We start from the raw sequence: 23250 nt of genomic DNA on the forward strand, positions 1-23250 counted from the left end.
AGACTTAAAATCTGCCGGTGTTTCAAGCACTTACGGGTTCAAATCCCGTCGCCCACACCAAGCTTCGCAACGGACTTAAAATCCCGTCCTAGTCCTTTGCACCCTCGCAACTAACCCCTCAACGCCTTGTAATTCCCCGGTTTGCGCCGGGGTTTTGCATTTCATTTTAACATCTCCACTCGTGCAACGGATTTTGTGGGAAACACGCCGTTGTGGGAAATCGTGTGGGAAAAGGAGAACAGACGTTCATGGCCAAACCGCCCTGACGCAGAGAAGCCCGCCACCTTTGCGGATGGCGGGCCGGGCCGCGAAGCCAGGAGAGTGTTGTCAAAGCCTCCACGGCCCGATGCGACACTCCCATCTGCGCAGCAGTCTCCTTAGCGACGCGCGATGAGCATGCAAAGCTGACGCAGATCGCTGTCATACGTGCCTTCGCTGCTGAGCACGTCGGCGCAGCGCTTCTTCATGCGTATCAGCTGGCTGCTGGACAGCTGAGCAACCACGCTCGGCGGGGTGCCCGGCGTCCCTGGCGTTCCAGGTGTGCCCGGCGTTCCGGGAGTGCCAGGGGTGCCGGGAACGGTACCGCCACCAACGCCGACACCGACGCCCACGCCGACACCACCCGTGCCGCCAACATTGACGCCTACGCCCGCTGTAACGCCGCGCGTGCCACCGACATTCGCACCGGCGCCAGCCGTGACACCACTCGCGCCGCCTACATTAGCGCCCGCGCCAGCGGTGACGCCCCTCGTGCCACCTATGTTTGCGCCAGCACCGGCGGTGACACCACTCCTGCCACCAATGTTAGCCCCGGCTCCGGCGGTAACGCCCCGGCTGCCGCCTATGTTAGCGCCTGCACCGGCATTGACTCCACTGCGACCACCAATCGAGGCGCCGGCCCCCGCGTTGATGCCGCCTCTACCGCCGATTGAAGCGCCGAGACCAGCCTTGATGCCGCCGGTCCCACCAATTGATACGCCTGCACCGACGCCAACGCCGGCTGCGCTGGAGGGAAAAGATAAAGATAAAACCAGTGCACCACTGGCCAAAGCCGTGGCTAAACTCTTAAGGACATTTGTCATGACACTCTCCTTTAGTTGTCACCTCTCAGCAGCAGGATTAATGACTGCTACTGCACTGACAACGCACTCAGAGAGCTTTTTGACTTACTTGATCCCAGGTATGTTGCGATCGTGATTTACGAGTAGAAAACTATTCCGAAGCAATTTTAACGATTGTGAACGGGGACGACCGATGGCTGATAGCTTGCAAGGAAACTGAATGTCCTATTATGACCACCTGCTCCAGCGGCAGATCGAGCTGGAGATCGAAATGTCTGGCCTCGGAAGGGATCGCTACCTCTCGCGGGTCCGTAAGAACTTCGACAAGGAGCGCGGGTACGACACCGACACGGGCCGATCGATCCTCGAAAGCGCCATTGGCCCGGTGGCGTCTGCCCTCAGCAAGTTCATCGACGAGGTCTACACTGGTCGTCCTGGTCCCCGCGCCGTGGCGGCAAAGCTGGTCAAGGACATGGACCCAAACGTAGTCTCGTATCTCGCCTGCAGGGCCATCCTTGGGCGCATGATGAAGCCGCGCGCTCCGGTACTCATGACGTTGGCCGTGACGGTTGCCCGTGCGGTCGAGCTTGAAGCCCGCTTCACCGAGTTCATGCGGCTCGACAAGGACCGGTTCCTCTGGGAGAGCAAGAAGCTGTCCGACGATGGGGCGACCGAGCTGCACAAGGCCACCGTCCTGACCTACGCCATGGGCAAGCACGGCATCCCTTGGGATCGCTGGAGCCGCACCGACATGATCCACCTCGGGATCAAGATGGTCGAGCTGTTCTGCGAGAACACCGGACTGGCCGTCATAGAGCAGGCCAGCGAGGGCGGCGACAAGAACGCACCCCGCGACCAGTACCTTGTCCACCTGACGGATCGAGCCAGAGCATGGATCGATCAGTCGGTCCTCGGTGGCGAGTGGTTGTGCCCTGAGTATCTTCCGACGCTGATCCCCCCGAAAGATTGGACCGGGCTCTCTGGTGGCGGCTACCACACCGATCTGGACAGGCCGCTCCCCTTCGTTCGCCGGGGCCGCAGGGAGCAGCTCGAACTGCTCAAGCAGGCCGATCTGTCTCGCGTCATCCGTGGCCTCAATGCCATCCAGCGTACGCCGTGGCGGATAAACGGGGCGATCCTCGACGTGATGCAGGAGCTGGCTAAGTCTGGTGAAGGCATCGCTGGCCTAGTGTCCGGTGACTTGCCCATGCCCGACCGGCCCCACGACATCGACACCAACCCCGACGCCCTGCGGGAATGGAAGTGGGCAGCCCGGGACGTCTACTCGGCCAACCTTCAGCTCCGTCAGGATCGCCTGCACCAGCAGACCCTCCTCGACCTGGCTGTTAAGTTCCGGCCCGAGCGGGCGATCTATTTCCCCCACAACCTCGACTTCCGAGGTCGTGCCTACCCAGTCCCTTTGGTCCTGCATCCGCAAGGCAGCGACAACGTCAAGGCCCTCCTCCAGTTTGCAGAAGGCAAGCCTCTCGGGCGTGATGGGGAGCGGTGGCTGTCGATCCATGGGGCGAACACGTTCGGCATCGACAAGGTCTCGTTCGACGAGCGCGTTCAGTGGGTCGATGACCATGAAGTACTGATCTACCAGTGCGCCATGGACCCTCTGGCGAACCTCTGGTGGACCGAGGCCGACAAGCCTTGGTGCTTCCTCGCGTTCTGCTTCGAGTGGGAGGCCAACACCCTCGACCCCGAGGGCTTCGTCTCGCGCCTTCCCGTAGCCCTCGACGGCTCCTGCAACGGGCTTCAGCACTTCTCGGCCATGCTCCTCGACAGTGTCGGCGGGCGGGCGGTGAACCTGATCCCATCGGACAAGCCGCAGGACATTTATCAGCTAGTCGCTGACCGAGTAATGGAACAACTGCGTCTTATTCTATCCACTGAGGGGAACGTTGCGGAGAAGGGACGATGGGCGCATGAGTGGCTGACAATGGGGATCGACCGCAAGATCACCAAGCGACCGGTCATGGTTCTGCCCTACGGGGGAACGCCACGGTCGTGCCTCAAGTATGTGGACGAGGCGGTGAAGGCCAAGTTCGCTGCAGGCTACAAGCACAACCTCGGGGACGAACTGAAGAAGGCCATCGGCTTCCTCGCCAGCCTTGTCTGGGACAGCATTGGGGACGTGGTGATCGCCGCAAGGGAGGCCATGGGGTGGCTCCAGAAGACGGCCAGGGCGGTCGCTAAGGAGAACCTTCCGATGCATTGGGGAACGCCTAGCGGGTTCGTGGGGTTCCAGAGCTACAAGGACATGCGGCGGCGGCTAATCAAGACGAAGATACACGGTTCTATCCACCAGCTCATAAACTGGGAGGAAAGCGATGAGATTGACGTCTCGAAGCAGGCCACCTCGATCAGCCCCAACTACGTCCACTCCATGGATGCCTCGGCCATGATCCTCACGGTCGACGAACTGGCAGCCTCGGGCCTGACGGACTTCGCCATGATCCACGACAGCTACGGCACCCACGCCTGCAACACTACCCGCTTAGCAGCGACCCTCCGGTCGGTGTTCGTCGGGATGTACCGCCAAGATCCGCTCAACTCGTTGAGAGACTGGATCATCAACACCATAGCGCCGGCTTCAGAGATCGAAGAGCTGCCGCCCAAAGGAGACTTGAACCTCAACGAGGTCACGAGATCATACTTCTTCTTTGCCTAGATCGTTGCACTATCGGGACTTTCTCGACAGTGGCGAATAAGGTGACCACTAGCCCTACGAAACATTCTCGAAGGATTTCACATGAAGAACACCATCACGATCCGCATGGGTGCTGCCCACCAAGACATCACAGTGGGCGACGTCAACATCGACCTAGCGGCTGCCTCTAAGACCGACCGTTACGAGGTCCGCAGGTCCCTGATCGAGGGCCTGAAAGAGAACGGCTACTTCGGCAAGAAGGAACAGCGCAAGGCTCAGTTCCGCAACCGGAGGGCTGCCGCGTGAGCATCGAAGCTGCCACGGCGCTGGTCGCCCTCTCCCTCATCACCCTCTTCTTCCTGGCTAACCTCGGAGGCCCCGATGCCACGGCTTAATCGTGACCTTTTGAACATGGCCGGTCCCCGCGACGTCGCAATGGCGTCCATGACCGTTCTCGACCGACTGCAGGACTTCCGCCCTGAAATCCAGATCATGGGCGCAGCAGCGGTCTTCCTGACCCTCGCAGACCACCTCGGCATTCCTGCTCAGGAAGCCTTCACGGTCACCAAGAACCTGATCAACGGGGACGACGGCAAGCGCGCCGAGTTCCGTGGCATCGACGCATACATGAAAGGCGAACTGGCATGAGCAACATAGAGACCGGCGACAAGGTCATCTGCATCAAGGCGACCACCAGCAATGGAAGGCTGACCGAGGGCGCTGAGTACACCGTCAGGGAAGCCAGACGCCCGCGCTACGTCAAGCTCGTCGAGGTCACCGGCATCTACTACACCGACTGCTTCAAGCTGGCCCCCAAGGGCAAGACCAAGAAGGCCCCGTTCGGTCAGGTCAAGGCTGTCACGGTCAACAAGTCGGACATGCACGAGGTCCTGACCCAATACGTCCGGTTCGCTTTGGGCATCAATGCCTCAGTCGAGAGGATCGTCGAGAAGTTCCCCGACGCCGTCGAACTGGTTCTCAGCAGCGAGGCTGCCGCGTGAGGACCCCAGCACTGAACGCAGCCATCTTGACTTGGAAGCGGGGGTTCCCAATTCCAGTCGACCTGTGGGCCAAGCTCACAAATCAGGGCTTCAATGTTGCAGCCCTCGAACGTCGTTATTTCGTCTAAATCCATCCACTAGCGAGACTTTCCCGACCATGGCAAAAGACACCAAGAAGAAACTCCCCCAGTTCACCACCCCGCGCGGCATCTTCGTCTACCCGAAGCTGACCGAACCGGACTACGGCACGAAGGACTACCCGAAGCCGGACGGCGAATACTCGCTGAAGTTCCGCCTGTCGCTCGAAGACGCCGAGGCGTTCGTCGACCGCAAGATCAAGCACGGCGACGAGATGGTCTCGCTGCAGTCTCTCTATAACGCGGCCATGCAGGATGCCGAGCGTCAGTTCGCTGAGCTGAAGGTCGAGAGCCGCAAGAAGCTCGGCAGCGTCAAGCCGAACGACCTCTTCACCGTCCTGTACGATCAGGAGACCGAGGAGCCGACCGGCGAGGTCGAGTTCAAGTTCAAGATGAAAGCCTCGGGCGAGTTCAAGCAGGGTCCGAAGGCCGGCAAGAAGTGGTCCCGCAAGCCCGACCTGTTCGACGCGAAGGGCCGCAAGATCGGCAACGGCGTCAACATCTGGGGCGGCTCCGAGGGCAAGGTGTCGTTCGCGACCCGAGAGTACTTCGTCGCTGGCACCGCTGCGGCTGGCCTCACGCTGATGCTCGGTGGCGTTCAGGTCATCGAACTGGTCACCAACGGCTCCCGCGCTGCCAACTCCTACGGCTTCGGCGAGGAGGAGGGCTACGGCTACGATCCTGACGACTACCGTGACGAAGAGTCCGGCGAAGACAAGTCCGACGAGGGCTCGTCCGAAGGCCCAGCCAAGGGCGAAGAAGACTTCTAAGCCTTGGCTCGACCAACATACCCTAAGCGGACCCCTACGCGGCAGATTGCTGTCGCCAAGGGGTTCCGCTCGGGGCTCGAAGACAAGGTGTCGGGGGAGCTGGATGCGTCTGGCATCCCCTACACCTACGAGCAGTTCAAGATCACCTACACGGTGCCCGAGCGGCTGGCGAAGTACACACCCGACTTCCCCCTCCTACACAACGGCATCATCGTAGAGACCAAGGGCCAGTTCGTTACGGCGGATCGGCAGAAGCACAAGCTGATCAAGGAACAGCACCCGGACCTCGACATCCGGTTCGTGTTCAGCCGCTCGGCCACCCGCATCTCCAAGCAGTCCCAGACCACCTACGCCATGTGGTGTGAAACCCACGGCTTCCTCTACGCGGACAAGTCGATCCCCCGGGATTGGCTCGACGAAGCACCGACTGCCGGTCGCATGGAAGCCCTCAAGACCCTCCTTCAATCCGTCAACAAGAAAGTGAAGAAATGAAGACCCTGATCGCATCCATCGTTGCCCGCATTGTGCGCGCCCCGTCCACCGAGAAGGCCATCGCCGGCTTCACCAAGGCGCTCGACGTCCTCGAAGCTGTCGTCGCCCACGAGACCAAGATCATCGAGAAGCACGACGCCGAGATCGCCGCCAAGATTGAGCAGCAGAACGCTGCCAAGGAGCGACTCGACCGCGCTGCCAAGATCAGCAAGCGCTTCACCAAGCTGGTGGCCTAATCATGAAGGGTGTCGTTCTCTTCCAGCTCGCCCTGATCGTCGCCTTTATCTACGGCTGGATCGTCAACTTGATCGAGGTGATCCACGCGGCCACCGCTGGTTCGCCGTTCACGACGATGCTGATCCTCCGCATCATCGGCATCCCGTTCGGCCTACTCGGCGCGATCCTCGGCTGGTTCTGATGCAGGAGGCCATCCGTCTCGCTCACTGCTTCGGCGCGATCCTCACGGGCATCGTCATCCTCGTCCTGGCTGTGGCCATCAGCGCCACCCACGGGTCGGCCTTCGGGGTCGGCGTGGGCTTCCAAGCGCTAGTCGCCGGCTACGTCGTCGGTGTCAACGTGACGGCCAACCAGCACCCACGCGTCACGATCACCTTGGCCCTGTTTGCTTGGGCCTCGACGCTTGTCGCCATCATCGCTGCGCTCGCCAGCATGATCTGACGGAGGGGCTTCGGCCCCTACCTGTCCTCCAATCAGAAGGAAAGAAATGGAAGCTGACAGCAAGGCTTGGACTGGCCGCGACGGGGACAAGAAGTACCCGAGCGTCACCGAGCTGATCGACCGCTATGTCCCCCTCCGCACCCGTGGCGCGGTCTACGCCATGTCGCGGGTCTACGAGGATCGCATCTTCGACCTGATGCGAACCATCCACGACTACCACCTCCGCTGCGAGGCGATGGCCAATCACATGGATGGCATGGAGAAGGAGTTCTACCCCAAGGTTGCCGTCCCGGTGCATCTCGGGAACTTCGAGGCCAGCACCATGGTCAACCCCATGGACTGGACGAAGTCGTACGAGGTCGTCTGGCGTCCTGACCCCTACAGCGCCCGCTACGTGATGTCGGACAGACTGATCCACAAGGACGAGCAGCCGCATCTCTTCGAGATGATGATGCGGCAGTTCAAGGAACACATCCAGAAGACCCTGTTCCCGAAGCTCGAACGCGAGTTCGCCATGCTCTACGCGAGGAGCCCACGATGAGCCCGAAGGATATGGGCGAGGACCTCGCCGGGGACTTCTTGGAGTTCGCCCAGGACCTGCTCAAGGTCAGCCGCGAGGACAACGTCAAGGCTATTGCAGGGCGTCCCATCACGCATGTCTACGACGCCGCCGAGATGGCGCGTATCGTCTTCACCGCCGCCTATCAGGTCCACCACCGGCTGATGTCCGTGGCGAACACGATGCGGATCGAGGAGGTCGGGTGACCCCCGAGGCAGTCTACCAGCGAGAAATAGTTCGCGCCTACGCCGAACGGTGGGAGCGCATGACCGCGAAAGAGAAGGCCACGTACCTTCTCCTCCTCAGCCAGCAACAGCAGTTCCAGAACATCCCGCCGCAAGGCTGAATGCACGAAACCGACAGTGAGTTTCTGCGCAAGGAGCCGTGCCCGAAATGCGGTTCCCGCGACAACCTCGCCCGGTACTCAGACGGCCACGCCTACTGCTTTGGCTGCCGCCACTACGAACCCGGAGACAACGATTTGACAGACCAGACCGAGGCTGCAGAGCCCCGGAACGTAGACTTCGTCCCCCTCGGGGAGCCCGCGGATTGGGCAAGCCGAGGCATCAACCTCGAAAGCGCGCAGAAGTGGGGCTTCACCCGTTCGACCCTGAACGGCCAGCCCGTCCGCTTGTTCAACTACCGAAACAGCGCGCAGCAACTCGTCTGGCAGAAGGTCCGGTTCCAGGGAAAGGACTTCCGGTCCAAGGGCAACAAGGAGGACATGTGCCTCTACGGCCAGTGGCTATGGCGGGACGGCGGTAAGCGCGTCGTCATCGTCGAGGGCGAGCTAGACGCGATCTCTCTCAGCCAAATGCAGGGTCACAAGTGGCCCGTGGTCTCGATCCCCAACGGGTGTGACGGCGCGGCCAAGGCCCTGCGGAAGAACCTCCAGTGGCTCGAACAGTTCGAAGAGATCATCCTCATGTTCGATCAGGACGAGCCCGGCCAGAAGGCAACCGACGAATGCAAGCTGATCCCGTTCACACCGGGCAAGCTGAAGATCGCCACGTTGCCCCTCAAGGACGCCAACGAGATGCTCATGGCGGGCCGCGTCAAGGAGACCATCGACGCGCTTTGGGGTGCTAAGGTCTACCGTCCTGACGGTCTCGTCGGGGTCTCCGACATCATGGGGGACCTCCTCAAGCCGGTCACCTATGGCTTGCCGTGGTGCCTGGAGGAGCTGACAAAGCTCACCTACGGACGCCGCGACGGCGAGGTCTATGGCTTCGGCGCAGGCACTGGCATCGGCAAGACCGACTTCTTGATGCAGCAGATCGCGTTCGACGTGGTCGAGTTGAAGCAGACGGTCGGTGCCATCTTCCTCGAACAGAAGCCTGTCGAGACCGCCAAGCGGGTCGCCGGGAAGATCGCCGGGAAGATGTTCCATGTGCCTGATGGCGGCTGGTCACCCGACGAGCTAACTCGGGCTGCCGGCGAGCTGGATGGGAAGTTGTTCTTCTACGACAACTTCGGCCAGACCGATTGGGAGCTGGTGAAGGGGCACATCCGCTACATGGCGGTCAGCCTCGGCATCAAGCTGATCTACCTCGATCACCTCACGGCTATGGCCGACACAGGCGATGAGAAAGGCACCCTCGAACAGATCATGAAAGAGATGGCCGGGCTCGCCAATGAGCTGGGCATCATCATCCACTTCGTCAGCCACCTCGCAACCCCCGATGGGAAACCCCACGAGGAAGGCGGGCGAGTCATGATCAGGCACTTCAAGGGCTCCCGAGCGATCGGCTTCTGGTCCTTCTTCATGTTCGGCCTCGAACGAGACCAGCAAAACGAAGATCCGATTATCGCCACCACAACCATCTTCCGCATTCTCAAGGACCGCTACACCGGCAGGGCCACGGGCAAGACCATCATGCTCGGCTTTCAGCAGGACACCGGTCGCTTGTTCGTGCGGGACGACGATCCCTTCAAGGACAAGGACGCCCAACAGCATGGCTTCTCTAACGAGAGCGATGATGAACTGCCTTTCTGAGGCGCTGTCTTTCGTGATGGCAGCCCTCCTAATCCTCTGGATCGCGGCAACCCCGCATCCAATGCAACAGCCCGGCAATGAGTGCCGCGTGTATTCGACCGGCCTTTATCTTCCCTGTTCGAAGGTGGGGCCGACCGAAGCCAAGTTCCGCGACGTGTGGCTTAGCGAGGGGCAGGACATCTGACCTTCGACCACACCAATGAGAACGTCCCCTCAGCGCTGATCGTTCGGCGCGAGGGCTCCCGCCTAATCCTCCAAGGCAGAACTGCAACCATCGTCCTGTTCGCGGAAGCGTGGAGGGACGTGGTGAGCGCAATTCAAGAGGTAATGCAATCCCCCGAACCACCCTCGTCTTCGACATCGAGACGAACGGACTGATCCCAGAGATGACCACGATCCACTCGCTGGTCATCAAGAATACCGAGACCGGAGAAATCTGGTCATGCGACGACCACCGGAACCGGAACGGCTATTTCGTCAAGGACGGCCTCATCCTCCTGATGAACGCTGACGTCATCGTCGGCCACAACATCCAAGACTTCGACATCCCGGCGATCCAGAAGCTCAACCCGTGGTTCAAGCCAAAGGGCGTGATCCGCGACACCCTGATCATGTCCCGTCTCATGTACGCGGACATGCTCGACGCCGACTTCCGGCAAGAGAAGCGCCTCGGTCTCAACAAGTGGATCAAGAAGCAGCTCATGGGCCGACACAGCTTAGAGAGCTGGGGCCAGCGCATGGGGCTCTGGAAGGGCGACTACGGCGAGATCATGAAGGCGGCTGGTGTCGCCCAAGGTCTCAAGGGCGATGCGCTCACCGCGTTCGGGTGGGGCAACTGGTCCCAAGGGATGCAGGACTACTGCGAGCAGGACGTCGAGGTCACCGACCGGCTCTGGCAGAAGCTCATCAAGAAGGGGTTCTCGGAAGAGAGCATCCAGCTTGAGCATGACGTGCGCCGCATCGTGGCCCGTCAGGAGGCCTACGGGTTCGCCCTCGATCTCCCCAAGGTCCACGCGCTGCACAGCACCCTCGCGCAGCGCAAGGCCGACCTGGAGCGGATGCTGCAGGCTGAGTTCAAGCCTTGGTATCGCAACCTCGGCCCGAAGACCCCGACCATCGACCGTAGTGTCTCGCAGAAGCACCTCAAGCCTGGCGGCTACGAGGTTGACCGCAAGGGCAACTTCAAGATCGACAAGAAGACCGGCGAGAAGAAGCCAATCTGGCCGAAGATACACTACTCGACCGACGCTCCGTACACCGAGGTCAAGCTGGTCCCGTTCAATCCGGGGTCACGGCAGGACGTCGCCAACCGGCTGAAGAAGTTGTTCGGCTGGAAGCCCACGGAGTTCACCTCCGATGGTCATCCGAAGGTCGACGACGAGACGCTCAAGGGCCTCCCCTACCCGTCCGCAAAGGTCCTGACCGAGTACTTCGTCGTCCAGAAGCGCATCGGCCAAGTCGCGGAAGGCAAGGAGGCGTGGCTCAATCACGAGCGCAATGGCCGCGTCCACGGGAAGGTTGCCACGAACGGGGCGGTGACGGGTCGCATGACCCACTCCAAGCCGAACATGGCTCAGGTCCCGGGCATCCACGACAAGAAGACCGGCGAGCTGCTCCCATACGGCTACGAGTGTCGGGAATGCTGGACCGTCGGAAAGGGCAAGAAGCTCGTCGGCTGTGACGCTGATGCGTTGGAGCTGCGAGACCTGGCTGGGTACATGGCCGCCTACGACGGTGGCGCGTACATCAAGACCGTCCTCGAAGGAAAGAAGTCCGAAGGGACCGACATGCACACCCTCAACGCGAAGGCGCTGGGGTGCAGCAGAGACGTCGCCAAGGTCTGGTTCTACGCCTTCATCTACGGCTCCGGTGACGAGAACCTCGGGAACATCCTCGGTGTCACCTCGTCGAAGGCCAAGGCAATCGCCGCCGGCAAGCAATCCCGTCAGAAGTTCCTCAAGGCTCTTCCCGCGCTCGGCAAGCTGTCCGAAGCGGTGCAGCGCAAGGCCAAGACCCAAGGCTGGATCAAGGGCCTTGACGGTCGCATCCTCATGGTTCGCTCGGCACATGCCTCCCTGAACACGCTCCTGCAGTCTGCCGGTGCGATCCAGATGAAGCGCGCGCTGGTGATCCTCGACAACAACCTACAGGCTCTCGGGATGATCCCGGGCGTCCACTACGAGTTCGTCGTTAACGTCCACGACGAGTGGCAGATAGAGGTCGATGAAGACAAAGCAATTCTGGTGGGGAAGGAGGCCGAGAAAGCCATCCGTCTCGCTGGAGAATACTACAATTTCAGCTGCCCTCTCGCCGGCAACTCCGTCGTGGGAACGAACTGGGCAGAGACACACTAAGGCACCCCTCAACGCTCCGGGCTACGTCTACATCGCGATCAACGCGGCGTGGCCCGGGCGCTGCAAGGTGGGTCTCGCCAAGGACCTGAAGAATCGTCTGCGGCAGATGAATACCAACGACCCCGAGCGGGGTTACCGCTTCCATGAAACGAGGAGATTTGATGATCGCAAACAAGCTGAGGCAGTTCTTCACGAGTTGCTGGCTGGCTATCGCATCGCCGGCACAGAATGGTTCGACCTACACCCAGAAGATGCTGCCGGTCTGCTACGGGGGCTCCATCGCAGGACTGCTGCAGACGGCAGATCGGGAAGCGATGAAGGAAGCCCTGACGAATAAGTACGGCATCAGGGAGATCGACTGAATGCTATTCGAACCTGTCGGGCGGGTCCTCATGGATCAGCAAATCATTGCAAGTCTTTAGAGCCTGCCCAAATTCAGTCGCTTGCCCGGATGGAGCCCTATCAAGATCAACCAAAACAGACAGCGCCTCACAGACGTTCGTCAATTCTTTGGTTCGTTGATGAACGGCGTACAAGCACCAGACGACATACGCGAGCAAAATCCACACGCCGGGACGTTCAAGTACAGCGGCCTTGAACAGCTGCACCGAGGCTTTGAAGTTCCTGATCACCCTCGTCCCCCATTTCGCACCCATACCATCGGCTCTATGGCCGAATTTCACATCGACCACAACTAAGGAGAACTATTGAGAACACTGCTGATCGACGGGGACATCCTCGTCGTATCGACTGGAGCTGCCCTTGAGGTCGAGACTGACTGGGGCGACGACGAGTGGACCCTGACGTGCGACGTCGCAGAGGTTAAGGCCACCGTTCTCTCCACCATCAAACGCCTTGAGCGAGACCTCGACGCCGACGCCTCGGTGATCACTCTCTCGAAAGGCACGACGTTCCGCCACGACCTTTACGCCGGCTACAAGAAGGGCCGCTCACGCAAGCCTGTCGGCACCAATGAGGTCAAGCGCTGGCTGATCGAAGAACACGGCGCGAAGTACAAGCCTGGGATTGAGGCTGACGATGTCATGGGCATCCTCGCGACCAACCCTCGGCTGATCAAAGGCGAGAAGGTCATCGTCAGCCAGGACAAGGACATGCTCACGATCCCTGGCCTGATCTACCGCAATGGCAACATCATTGAGGTCAGCCCCCGGGAGGCCCTCCACAACTTCCTCAAGCAGACCCTCACAGGTGACATAACGGACGGCTATCCCGGCTGCCCGGGCATGGGACCTGTCAAGGCTGAGAAGCTCCTCGCGGCGATCCAGCCCGGTGACCTCTATTGGCCTCACATCGTTGCCGCCTACGAGCAGGCCGGCCTCACCGCCGACGATGCCCTGCTTCAGGCACGGCTCGCCCGCATCCTCCACAACCACGACTACGATCATGTCAAGAAGGAGCCCATTCTGTGGACGCCCCAGTGAAATCGGACGGTGGCTCTTCGTCCTACTATCTGATCCCAGAGACGGCCAAGGAACTGATGGACCTGATCGAAAACAAGCGCATGAGCTTCGCGGTCGGGAACATCTTCAAGGCCTGTTACCGCCTCGGCTCAAAGTCGGGGACATCGAAGGCCTATGACCTAAGGAAGATCATCTACTTCGCTGAGCGAGAGCTTGCCATGCTCGGTCCACTGGCTGGATGAATAGGGTGACCACTAGCACTACGGAGGGGTTTCTCGCTCCTCCGCAGTTGTCTCGGGAAATCCTCGCGTACCTTCGACAGGTCTTTCGCGACAGGCTGCCCGACGACCCAACGATTTCCGACCGTGAGCTTGGGGCTTTGATCGGACAACAGCGGGTGATCACACACCTAGCTGCCATCCTCCAAAATCAGGAAGAAGACCTCCTCGCCAATGTGCTTCAGCAAGCCAAAGATTGAGAAGGCCGACCCGGTCGCGCCTCCTCCACCCCCGGCCAATGACAAGCCCCTCGCGCCTGTCTTGAACGAAACGTCCCGCCTCGCCAATCAGGAAGGCGCCACCGCCAATGCCGCCCGCAGGGGCCGCAAGGCACTGACCATCCCGCTGGCTCGTACTGGCGGCTCCGGCATCAACATCCCTCAATAACCGACCTTGACCGACGCGACTAACGTAGTCACGGCCAAGGCTCTATACGCGCAGCTCGCCACCGCAAGAGACCCGTATCTCAAGCGGGCTCGGCGGGCTGCAGAACTCACGGTCCCATACCTGTTCCCCAAAGAGGGCACTTCGGGGTCGACTGAGTTCGTAGAGCCCAACCAAGGTCTCGGCGCTCGTGGCGTCAGGTTCCTCGCATCCAAGCTGAGCCAGAGCCTGTTCCCTATCAACGCGCCTTTCTTCCAGTACGAAATCGACGACATCGCCCTCCAAGACCTGACCAAGGCCACGGACAAGCGCGGCGAGATCGAGAAGGCCCTCAGTGCCCGCGAACGTGCCGTCATCAGCGAGATGAACGGTTCCATGTTTCGGCCCGTTGCCTTTGAGGCCTGCCGGCAACTGGTGATCGCCGGCAACTACATGATCTTCGTCCCGAAGAAGGGCAAACCCCGCGGTTTCCGCCTCAGCTCCTACGTGGTCAACCGTGACCCGTCTGGCAACATCCTTGACATCGTGATCAAGGAAGAGGTCGCCCGCGCAGCCCTCTCGGAGGACATCAAGTCCAAAATACAGGCCGCGACTGCCGAAGGGCCTCGCGATGCCAAGGTCGAGGTCTACACCAAGATCTTCCTCGACGATGCCACCAGCCAGTACATCGTGACCCAAGAGATCGACGACGTTGAAATCGACGGCGAGTACTCTGGCAAATATCCGGCTGACAAGCTGCCCTGGCTCCCGCTCCGCTTCACCTACGTGGAGGGTGAGGACTACGGTCGTGGCTTCGTCGACGAGTATATTGGCGATCTCAACTCCCTCGACGTTCTGACTGAAGCTCTCCGCGACGGCACCGTTCAAGGTGCAAAGGTCGTCTGGATCGTCTCCCCAAACTCCACCGTCCGCGTCGAGAAGCTATCCAAGGCTGAGAACGGCGCGTTCGTTCAGGGCGACATCAACTCGATTCAGCCCCTCAGGCTCGACAAGCAGGCCGACTTTGCGGTGGCCGAAAGGTTCATCGCCCAGCTCACCGAGCGTTTGTCCTTCGCGTTCCTGCTCAACACCTCCGTCCAGCGGAAGGGCGAGCGCGTCACTGCCGAGGAAATCCGGTACATGGCCGGTGAACTCGATCAGGGCCTCGGCGGCGTCTATTCGCTGCTCGCCGAAGAGTTCCAGATGCCTGTCGCCAAGCTGTTCGAAATCCGCATGGAGTTCGTCCGAAAGGTGCCTCCGCTCCCCAAGGAGATCACCTCAACGACCATCGTCACGGGCCTTGACGCCCTCGGTCGCGGCAATGACCTACAGAACCTCGACAGTTTCATCGCTGGCGCGGCCCAAGTTGGCGGCCCCGACGCGATTGGTCGCTACGTCAACCTCGGTGAGTACTTCAAGCGACGTGGAGCTGCCCTTGGCATCGACATGGGCGGGCTCATTCGTTCCGACGAAGAGATCGCCGCGTCGGACCAGCAGGCACAGCAGATGCAGATGCTCCAGCAACTCGGTCCTCAGGCAATCGCTCAAATGGGCGGCATGGCCAAGGAGGGCATGAAGCAGCAACCCCCACAAGCCACGACAGGAGAACAGAATGGCTGACGAAACACAGGCCGAGCCGGTAGCGGCAATTGCACCGGAGGCTCCTGTCGCGGAGCCGGTAACCAAGACCAAAGCTAAGGCCAAAGAGCCGAAGCTCGCGGACAACCAGACGCTGATGCTCAGCGGCAACGTCTACACGGCCCATTGATGCAGACTGGAAGCGTCCAGATCGGCCACGTCGAGCCGACCGCAGAACAGACCGCAGCAGCCCTCGCAGCGGCTGCAGCAGTTGCCCCGACGAACGAGGAAGAGGCCCGCGCCAAGATCGCTGCTGAGGAAGCGGCAAAGAACGCCCCTGCCCCGTCGAAGGCTGAGCGCCCTGAGAATGTCCCGGAGAAGTTCTGGGATGCTGAGAAGGGCGTGGTGAACCGCGAGGCCCTGCTGGCTTCGTACACCGAGCTGGAGAAGAAGGTTGGCGCTCCGAAGGAAGAGCCCAAGCCGGAAGACAAGGCGAAGGAAGAGGCCGACAAGGCCAAGGACGAGAAGAAGCCTGAAGGGGAACCCAAGAAGGCATCTGAGGTTGTCGCCAGCCTGAACGAGCGGTTCGCCACCAACGGCAAGCTGGATGACGCCGACTACGCCGCAGCCGAGGCCATTGGTCACGACCGCGCAACTGTCGACGCCTTCATCGCCGGTCAGCAGGCTCTGGCGGAGATGGCAACGCAGCGCATCACGTCGGCAGCCGGTGGTAAGGAAAGCATGGACCGCATGTTCGCATGGGCCTCCACTTCCATCCCCGCCGCTGAGATCGACACCTTCAACAAAGCATTCGAAGGTGCGGACGTGAACGCCGCCGTCATCGCGATGGAGCAGCTCAAGGCCAAGTACGAAACTGCCAACGGCAAGGACCCGACATTGATCGGAGGCAAGCCTTCTGGCAGCTCCGTGGACGCCTACGCTTCCTGGGCTGAGGTCACGCAAGACATGTCCGACCAGCGCTACGACAAAGACCCGGCTTTCCGCGCCAAGGTGCAAGCCAAGCTCGGTCGCTCGAACATCTGATTGACATGGCCGGGGCCTCTGCAACCCGCAAGCCTCGGCCCTCTCCCAAGGAAACATGAGACCCATTGACACTCTGGTGTGGCACTGTGCTGCCACGCCTGAAGGCAAGTGGTTCGACGTCGAGGATGTCCGCAAGTGGCACACTCTCCCGCCCCCGAAGGGACGCGGCTGGAAAGACGTCGGCTATCACTTCATCGTCCTCCTCGACGGCACCATCCAGAAGGGTCGACCCCTAGACCGGGTTGGCGCTCACGTCGAAGGCCACAACACCGGCTCCATCGGATGCTGCTACATCGGCGGCATCGAAGCCAACTCCTTGAAGCCCAAGGACACCCGCACGGCTGCTCAGAAGGCAGCGATGCTGAAGCTCACTCAGGATTTGCTCAAGCAGTTCCCGACCATCAAGCGCATCGCCGGCCACAATGAGTACGCCTCCAAAGCGTGCCCGTCGTTCGACGTCCGCAAGGACCCGCTCGGGAATCTCCCGACGTTCACCTCAGGCCGGCGTCCGTGATCCGCAGCAAGCGCAGGACCTCTAAGTTCTGGCTTGCCGTCACGCTCGCGCTCTCCTTCATCGCCCTGTTCAGTTGCATCTGGAGGGGCCTTGAGACGGCTGCCGTGGGTATCACAGTGATGATCCCGGCAGTCTACGGAGCATACGTCGGCGTCGGTCACATGGACTACCGGCAGTCGCTCGGCCAACCCGAACAACAGGAACCCTATGGCTAAGCTTTATGGCTGGCTGGCGGGCCTCGTCGCGATCCTCGCCATCATCGGCGTGATCTACGGCAAAGGCCGGCTGGACGCCAAACACGCTGTCGAGACCAAGCAGCTCACCGAGACAATCGAGCTGCAACGCAAGGCAATCGAGAACGAACAGGCAGCCCGCCAGTCAGACGCCATCGTCGCTTCCGAGAACGTCAAACGGCAGGCAGCCCTTCAAACCAAGATAGGCGAATTGAACCAGTATGTGGAAACGCTCGAAGACGCTGATCGCGAGTGCCTTAGTGGCGCTGACGTTGAGCGCCTGCGCGACCTCTGGCGCTAAGTTCGCCAAGCCGCATTACCCTGAGCTGCCCGCCGATCTGCGGGTATGCTTCGAGACCCAAGTCGCCCCGCCGTCCAGCGGCGTGATGACAAAGAAGCGAGTGATCTTTCTGATCGCTGAGCTGAAGAAATCGGAGACCGAGAAGAACGATTGTGGCAAGCGCCTCATCGCCTTCTACGACAACGTCTCCCACTGACATACACCCCGGCAGCGTCTCTGGCTTAGCCATGCGCCCGGGGTCGCTCAGGCCGCTTTTGATGGCGTCTGAGATCACGTTGCCCTTCTCGTCGAACACCTTGCGACCTTATACAAGGTAAGTCTAATGTAATTAATGATCCGCCTATTGAGAAGGGACGGCAGCGCTCTCGGGTTGTGCGCTATCGTAGCCGCAGCCTGCACTTTCGGGATGCCGTCGGCATCGGCACATGATTGGTATGAAAAGCAGTGCTGCCAAGATGAGCATTGTGAGCCAATCGCAGATGGCGCGGTGCGCGAAACAAGCAAGGGCTTCAAGATGCCATCCGGTGAGTTGCTGCCTTACGGGGACGGCAGGGTGCGTCAATCACACGACATGCGTTTCCATTGGTGCCATGCCCAAAAAAAAGGACGGGCACACGGGTCTCGTGGCCGATTACCACGTGGCCTCCCCGACATCACAATCTGCCTCTACGTGCCGCCTAGGTCCTTCTAACACTTTATTATTCCAATTCTGGCCGCACTTTTATTATGGCCGCAATCCACAATTCCCGACGCCCTGTTCTGACAGATCACACCCCTCTTTAGGCGGTGATCAAGGAACCAAGGAAGTCTCACCAGAAGACCACTTGGAGACCCGCCAACCGACGCCTGAGGGCTCGGAAGCCGGACAATCCCAATGACGCTTCCAGTGCTGCTCCGAGGTCCGCGCAAACCTCAGAACAAACACGGGAATACAACACATGGCCAATCCTGGCATCGTTTCCAATCTCGGTCAGGCCAACGGTACTGGCGCTCTCGACGCCAACTTCGTCAAGGTCGCTACCGGCGAAATCCTCACCGCTTTCTCTCGCACCGTCGAGTACGCGGACAAGCACATGGTCCGCAACATTTCGCAGGGCAAGTCGGCGTCCTTCCCGGTCACGGGCCGCACGTCTGGCGCTCGCTACCACACCCCGGGCGATCAGGTCCTCGGTACGGTCGCGAAGTTCAACGAGCGCGTCATCACCGTCGATGATCTGCTCCTGACCGATTACTTCACCGCCAACATCTACGAGGCGATGAACCACTTCGACAGCCGCTCGGAAATGACCAAGCAGCTCGGCGAAGAGCTGGCTCAGGCCTACGACCGCAACGTCGCTCGCACGATCATCCTCGCTTCGCGTGGTACGAACGTCGTCGACAACCTGCCGGGCGGCGGCTCGATCACAAACGCGGCTCTCCTCACGGATAGCGATCAAATGGCGAAGGCCTTCTTCGACGCTGCGGTCATCTTCGACGAGAAATACATTCCTGCAGGCGACCGTTGGGGCGCTCTGAAGCCGGCGCAGTACTACGCGCTCGCCCAGAACACCAAGGTCATCAACCGCGACTGGGACGGCAAGGGCTCCTACTCGGACGGCAAGGTCGTCAAGATCGCCGACATCCCCGTCTTCAAGTCGATCAACCTGCCGAACGGCACGAACGTGACGACTGGCCCGACCAAGTACCAGGGCAACTTCACGACCACCGCTGGCGTCATTTTCCACAAGGGCGCTGCCGGCACCGTCAAGCTGCTCGATGTGGCACTTGAGAGCGAATACATGGTCTCGCGTCAGGGCACCCTGATCGTGGCCAAGTACGCTGTCGGTCACGACAAGCTGCGCCCCGAGTGCGGCATCGAACTGAAGACTGCCTAATCCGCAGCAACCACTGAACCGGGGCCTCCTAACGGGGGCCTCGGTTTTTTTCGTTCAACTCTCCTCTGGAGGATCAATGGCCAACGGCCTGACCCCACTGACAGAGCTTGAGGCGATCAACGAAATCCTCGCGACCAGCGCAGAAAGCCCTGTGTCGACCCTTGAGGACAATCAAGTAATCGACGCCTCGCTCGCCATGAATACCCTTCGGGCCACCTCTGTGGAGGTCCAAACCGTCGGCTGGAACTTCAACTCCGAAGACGGCGTGAGCATCACCCCCGACCAGAACGGAGAGATCATCCTCCCGCGTAACGTCCTGAAGGTCGACACCTCAGGCGAAAGCTCCAGCATCAGCGCTGTCCAACGCGGCCAACGCCTCTACAACAAGGGCGACCGCACCTACCAATTCGCAGGCCCGGTGACGGTCGATTGGGTCCTCGGTCTCGACTTCGAGGAACTCCCGTCCACCGCGCGCCTCTTCATCACAATCAGAGCCGCCCGCAAGTATCAGGATCGATACTTCGGTGATCAGGCCACCCACTCCTACACGCTGCAGGACGAGCAGATCGCTCGCGCCGCGATGATGGAGGAGGAACTCGACAGCGCCGACCCGAACATGCTGAACGACAGCCAGTTCGTCGTGAGGCTCAAGCCCCGGTCGTAATGGCTAAGGTCTCTGGGTCAATCCCTAACTTCGCCAATGGCGTCAGTCAGCAGGCTATGGCCCTGCGGCTGGCTACCCAAGGCGACCTCCAGACGAACGCCTATTCCACCATCGTGGATGGCCTCAAGAAGCGCCCTCCGACACAGCTCAGGGCGGCCCTTGGTGAGGCCATCGAAGGCAACGTCTTCACCCATCAGATCAACCGTGACGCCTCCGAGCGCTACCAAGTGATCGCCACACCCACGGCGATCCGAGTGTTCACCCTCAACGGCGCTGAGCGTACCGTGACGGCTCCCAATGGCTACGGCTATCTGAGCTACGACAGCGGTGCCTTCGACCGCCCCCCTTATCGGGCACTGACGGTGGGCGACTACACCTACATCACGAACCAGACGGTCAAGGTCGAGCTGGACACGGCGGTGATTGAACAGCCCTCCCCTAGCGAGGCCCTGATCAATGTCATGGCTGGCAACTACGGCAAGGCGTACACGATCAAGATCAACAACGTCGAGGTGGCTCGCTACCTGACCCCCGATGGTCAGAGTTCCGCGCAGACCCCTTCGGTGGACGTCTCCTTCATAGCCCGCCGCCTCGCCACTGGTGAGACCGTCCTGATGGAGAACACCGCCGATGACAAACCGAATGGCAACTGGAGGTGGAAGGACACCGACACAAACCTCGCCGCCAACGGGATAACCTCGGCCAACGGTTGGACCGTCAAGGTCTTCAAGTCGACGATCTACATCAAGAAGGACGACGGCGCGGACTTCAGCGTCGCTGTCGACGATGGCTACAACGGCCATGCCATGAAGGCGATCCGCAAGACCGTTCAGGATTTCGCTGATCTGCCTGCCTACTGCGAGGACGACGTCGCCGTTGAGGTGGTAGGCTCGGTCGGAACCCAATTCGACAACTACTTCGTTCGCTTTGACCGACAGGACGCGAACTCCTCCATCGGCGTCTGGCGTGAAATCCCCAAGCCCGGGATAGTCACCGCGCTGAAGGCCTCGACGATGCCCCACGTCCTGATCCGTCAGGCAGATGGCTCGTTCACCTTCGACTTGGCCACTTGGGACAAGCGTAAGTGCGGCGACGACGTGATCGCTCCCGGCCCATCCTTTGTGGGTGAGAAGGTCAACGAGGTTCTGTTCTTCAAGAACCGCCTCGGGTTCCTGGCTGGCGAGAATGTTGTCCTGTCAAGGCACGGCAGCTTCTTCGACTTCTTTCGCTCCACGGCTACGGCTCTGCTCGACGATGATCCAATCGACGTGGCGGCGACCGACAACGGTGTCTCTGTGCTTCGCAGCGCGGTGGCCTCGTCGGACAGGCTGGTCCTGTGGGCCGACCAGATGCAGTTCACCCTCATGGGCAACGAGCTGCTGACCCCGAAGACAGCCTCGATCCGCCCTTCGACCGCATTCTCAACGTCCAGCAAGGCGCGCCCAGTGCGGGCCGGTAACTCGATCTTCTTCCCGGTGAACCGTGGCCAGTTCACGATGATCAGGGACTACAAGATCGACGTGAACACGGGCCTAGCCGACGCTGAAGACGCTACCGGACACGTTCCACAGTACATCCCGGGAAGCGCCATCAGGCTCGCCGCGTCGACCCATGAGGACATCCTTGTGGTGCAGGCCGACGGGGACCCCTCGTCCCTCTACGTCTACAAGTACTACTGGTCGAACGCTCAGCAGCTTCAGGCTAGCTGGTCCCGGTGGACGCTCCCCGGCGTGACTTCGATCCTCGACATAGGCTTCATTGATAGCCAGCTCGTCTTGGTCCTCAACAGGGGCACCAAGGCGTTCATTGAGGTCATGGACATCCAGCCAGGTGGTGTCGACCCAGACATCCGCTTCGTGGTCAACCTCGACAGGCGGTTCAGGGTCGAGAACTACGATCTCCGCACCTACGATCCGTACAACAATCGGACCACGTTGCTGACTGATCACGACATGACCGAAGCGCCGTACGTCTGTGTCACGGCGGGATCGCCAACGCCAATCCTCGAACCGGGATTGCAGATCAACATCCTGTCCTCGGATGCCAGCTCAGTAGTCCTCGAAGGCGACCTGAGGGGCGTCCCGCTCTACTTCGGGACCACCTACGAGACACGTTACGGCCTGTCCACGATCTTCATCCGGCAGGAGAGCCGAAATGGCGGTGTCTCGGTAATCACCGAGGGCCGACTACAGCTCATCAGCCTCCTGATCCAGTTCTCGAAGACCGCCTACTTCCGTGTCGAGGTCACACCTCTGGCGCACGAGACGAGGGCTTACTACTCGACTGGCCGCCTCATGGGCGATCCGAACAACAGGGCCGACGAGATCAATCTCAGCGACGGAGCCTTCAAGGTTCCTGTCCTGTCCAAGAATGACCGCGTGAAGGTCGAGATCGTGAACGACAGCTATCTCCCGTCCTGCCTGCTTTCCGCAGAATGGATCGGCAACTACGTCCAGAAATCGCAAAGGATTTGATGATCACAATTCGCAGGGCCAAGGTGGCCGACGCTATTTCCTTGGCCCCGCGTCTGCGTTCAGCAGATCGGGATGAGTGCAGGGCTTACCTCGGGATGGAACCTGAGGTGGTCCTGCCCCAGCTCGTCCAGCAAGGCAACTATGTGTGGGCCGGCGTGGAGCCGAACGGAGAGGTCTTCGGCCTCTTCGGTGTCGACCCCGTCAAAGGCAACCCCCATCTCGGGATTGTCTGGATGGTCTCTTCGCCCACCATTATGAAACACCGCCGAGACCTCATTGGCATGGCCCCTAAGTGGCTCAAGAGGCTACACAGGGTGCGCCCCCTAATCGGCAACCACATCGACGCGCGCAACACCACGCACATCCGCTGGCTCAAACGCATGGGTTTCTCGTTCCTGAGGACCCACGCTGAGTTCGGCGTTGAGAAGCGTCCCTTCCACGAATTTGCAAGATTGAGGTCATAACGAATGTGCATTGGCGCAGTCGGTATGGCTGTTGCCCAGTTCGCTCTGTCCGCAGCCAGCACTGTCGCCGGCTTCATGGGCCAGCAGCAGCAGTATGAGGCGCAGCAGCAATACTACCGGAACAACCGTGAGGCGGCCAACAAGGCAGCCGTCAACACATACGCGGCTAATCAGAACCGTGCCCTACAGGAACGCAAGGCTGCCTCTCAGGAGCAGCAGAACCTCAACGTCGAGGCGATGCGAGGTAGAGCAACTGAACCGCCCCGGGTTGATCGGAGGCTCCAACTCCTGAGAAGGTGGAGCCATGACAAGCAAGACGACCAACAAGTTCTCTCCCG

30 protein-coding genes are annotated in these 23250 nt (G+C 60.5%); all 30 read left to right on the plus strand.

Annotated features, from left to right (window positions below; all coding sequences use genetic code 11):
- Positions 1-1281: 1281 nt before the first annotated feature.
- The gene (locus tag NKH21_RS31255) at positions 1282-3738 is read left to right on the plus strand and encodes a DNA-directed RNA polymerase (protein WP_352869725.1); all 2457 of its coding nucleotides are present in this window, start codon (positions 1282-1284) and stop codon (positions 3736-3738) included.
- A gap of 81 nt (positions 3739-3819) precedes the next feature.
- Positions 3820-4023, plus strand: coding sequence for a hypothetical protein (locus NKH21_RS31260; RefSeq protein WP_352869727.1), 204 nt, complete (start codon positions 3820-3822; stop codon positions 4021-4023).
- A 138-nt stretch (positions 4024-4161) separates the two neighbouring features.
- Positions 4162-4365, plus strand: coding sequence for a hypothetical protein (locus tag NKH21_RS31265; RefSeq protein ID WP_352775688.1), 204 nt, complete (start codon positions 4162-4164; stop codon positions 4363-4365).
- Positions 4362-4718 carry a hypothetical protein gene (locus tag NKH21_RS31270; protein WP_352869729.1) on the plus strand — a complete coding sequence of 119 codons (357 nt, stop codon included), beginning with the start codon at positions 4362-4364 and terminating at the stop codon, positions 4716-4718. Before NKH21_RS31265 ends, NKH21_RS31270 begins: the two co-directional genes overlap by 4 nt.
- 157 nt (positions 4719-4875) lie before the next feature.
- A complete protein-coding gene (locus NKH21_RS31275) occupies positions 4876-5625 on the plus strand; it encodes a hypothetical protein (protein ID WP_352869731.1) in 750 nt (249 codons plus the stop codon).
- Between the two features lie 3 nt (positions 5626-5628).
- Complete coding sequence (locus tag NKH21_RS31280; RefSeq protein ID WP_352869733.1) at positions 5629-6117, plus strand: hypothetical protein; 489 nt, start codon at positions 5629-5631, stop codon at positions 6115-6117.
- A complete protein-coding gene (locus NKH21_RS31285) occupies positions 6114-6353 on the plus strand; it encodes a hypothetical protein (protein WP_352869735.1) in 240 nt (79 codons plus the stop codon). Before NKH21_RS31280 ends, NKH21_RS31285 begins: the two co-directional genes overlap by 4 nt.
- A gap of 2 nt (positions 6354-6355) precedes the next feature.
- Positions 6356-6535, plus strand: coding sequence for a hypothetical protein (locus tag NKH21_RS31290; RefSeq protein WP_352869737.1), 180 nt, complete (start codon positions 6356-6358; stop codon positions 6533-6535).
- Entirely contained in the window at positions 6535-6795 is a 261-nt protein-coding gene (locus tag NKH21_RS31295) for a hypothetical protein (protein ID WP_352869739.1), read from the plus strand. Before NKH21_RS31290 ends, NKH21_RS31295 begins: the two co-directional genes overlap by 1 nt.
- A 46-nt stretch (positions 6796-6841) precedes the next feature.
- On the plus strand, positions 6842-7336 hold the full coding sequence (locus tag NKH21_RS31300; RefSeq protein WP_352869741.1) for a hypothetical protein: 495 nt from the start codon (positions 6842-6844) through the stop codon (positions 7334-7336).
- On the plus strand, positions 7333-7560 hold the full coding sequence (locus tag NKH21_RS31305; RefSeq protein ID WP_352869743.1) for a hypothetical protein: 228 nt from the start codon (positions 7333-7335) through the stop codon (positions 7558-7560). Before NKH21_RS31300 ends, NKH21_RS31305 begins: the two co-directional genes overlap by 4 nt.
- 140 nt (positions 7561-7700) lie before the next feature.
- Complete coding sequence (locus tag NKH21_RS31310) at positions 7701-9350, plus strand: toprim domain-containing protein (RefSeq protein ID WP_352869745.1); 1650 nt, start codon at positions 7701-7703, stop codon at positions 9348-9350.
- 386 nt (positions 9351-9736) lie between these two features.
- A complete protein-coding gene (locus NKH21_RS31315; RefSeq protein ID WP_352869747.1) occupies positions 9737-11704 on the plus strand; it encodes a DNA polymerase in 1968 nt (655 codons plus the stop codon).
- A 67-nt stretch (positions 11705-11771) separates the two neighbouring features.
- Entirely contained in the window at positions 11772-12041 is a 270-nt protein-coding gene (locus NKH21_RS31320) for a GIY-YIG nuclease family protein (RefSeq protein ID WP_352869749.1), read from the plus strand.
- A gap of 370 nt (positions 12042-12411) precedes the next feature.
- On the plus strand, positions 12412-13146 hold the full coding sequence (locus NKH21_RS31325; protein ID WP_352869751.1) for a hypothetical protein: 735 nt from the start codon (positions 12412-12414) through the stop codon (positions 13144-13146).
- Entirely contained in the window at positions 13143-13367 is a 225-nt protein-coding gene (locus NKH21_RS31330) for a hypothetical protein (RefSeq protein ID WP_352869753.1), read from the plus strand. Before NKH21_RS31325 ends, NKH21_RS31330 begins: the two co-directional genes overlap by 4 nt.
- Positions 13368-13372: 5 nt before the next feature.
- Positions 13373-13603, plus strand: a complete 231-nt coding sequence (locus NKH21_RS31335; protein WP_352869755.1) for a hypothetical protein — start codon at positions 13373-13375, stop codon at positions 13601-13603.
- A gap of 61 nt (positions 13604-13664) precedes the next feature.
- Positions 13665-13790 (plus strand): hypothetical protein, encoded by a 126-nt coding sequence (locus tag NKH21_RS31340; protein WP_352775740.1) that lies wholly within the window; start codon positions 13665-13667, stop codon positions 13788-13790.
- 6 nt (positions 13791-13796) lie between these two features.
- Positions 13797-15386 carry a portal protein gene (locus NKH21_RS31345; protein WP_352869757.1) on the plus strand — a complete coding sequence of 530 codons (1590 nt, stop codon included), beginning with the start codon at positions 13797-13799 and terminating at the stop codon, positions 15384-15386.
- A complete protein-coding gene (locus NKH21_RS31350) occupies positions 15379-15534 on the plus strand; it encodes a hypothetical protein (RefSeq protein WP_352869759.1) in 156 nt (51 codons plus the stop codon). Before NKH21_RS31345 ends, NKH21_RS31350 begins: the two co-directional genes overlap by 8 nt.
- Positions 15534-16388 carry a capsid assembly protein gene (locus tag NKH21_RS31355; RefSeq protein WP_352869761.1) on the plus strand — a complete coding sequence of 285 codons (855 nt, stop codon included), beginning with the start codon at positions 15534-15536 and terminating at the stop codon, positions 16386-16388. Before NKH21_RS31350 ends, NKH21_RS31355 begins: the two co-directional genes overlap by 1 nt.
- A 55-nt stretch (positions 16389-16443) precedes the next feature.
- Entirely contained in the window at positions 16444-16902 is a 459-nt protein-coding gene (locus tag NKH21_RS31360; RefSeq protein ID WP_352869763.1) for an N-acetylmuramoyl-L-alanine amidase, read from the plus strand.
- On the plus strand, positions 16899-17117 hold the full coding sequence (locus NKH21_RS31365; protein ID WP_352869765.1) for a hypothetical protein: 219 nt from the start codon (positions 16899-16901) through the stop codon (positions 17115-17117). Before NKH21_RS31360 ends, NKH21_RS31365 begins: the two co-directional genes overlap by 4 nt.
- Entirely contained in the window at positions 17110-17436 is a 327-nt protein-coding gene (locus NKH21_RS31370) for a hypothetical protein (protein ID WP_352869767.1), read from the plus strand. The genes NKH21_RS31365 and NKH21_RS31370 overlap by 8 nt, the downstream gene beginning before the upstream one ends.
- On the plus strand, positions 17396-17632 hold the full coding sequence (locus NKH21_RS31375) for a hypothetical protein (RefSeq protein WP_352775755.1): 237 nt from the start codon (positions 17396-17398) through the stop codon (positions 17630-17632). The genes NKH21_RS31370 and NKH21_RS31375 overlap by 41 nt, the downstream gene beginning before the upstream one ends.
- 742 nt (positions 17633-18374) lie before the next feature.
- Positions 18375-19310, plus strand: a complete 936-nt coding sequence (locus NKH21_RS31380) for a major capsid protein (protein WP_352844974.1) — start codon at positions 18375-18377, stop codon at positions 19308-19310.
- A 76-nt stretch (positions 19311-19386) separates the two neighbouring features.
- Positions 19387-19974, plus strand: coding sequence for a phage tail tubular protein A (locus tag NKH21_RS31385; protein ID WP_352869770.1), 588 nt, complete (start codon positions 19387-19389; stop codon positions 19972-19974).
- Positions 19974-22448, plus strand: coding sequence for a phage nozzle protein (locus tag NKH21_RS31390; RefSeq protein WP_502911929.1), 2475 nt, complete (start codon positions 19974-19976; stop codon positions 22446-22448). Before NKH21_RS31385 ends, NKH21_RS31390 begins: the two co-directional genes overlap by 1 nt.
- Positions 22448-22912 (plus strand): hypothetical protein, encoded by a 465-nt coding sequence (locus NKH21_RS31395; protein ID WP_352869774.1) that lies wholly within the window; start codon positions 22448-22450, stop codon positions 22910-22912. The genes NKH21_RS31390 and NKH21_RS31395 overlap by 1 nt, the downstream gene beginning before the upstream one ends.
- A gap of 24 nt (positions 22913-22936) precedes the next feature.
- Positions 22937-23250 (plus strand): virion core protein, T7 gp14 family (locus NKH21_RS31400; RefSeq protein WP_352869776.1); only part of this gene is annotated, 314 nt, incomplete at its 3' end.

Origin of the sequence: Mesorhizobium sp. M1329 (genome assembly GCF_040318035.1) — a bacterium.
GTDB lineage: Bacteria > Pseudomonadota > Alphaproteobacteria > Rhizobiales > Rhizobiaceae > Mesorhizobium.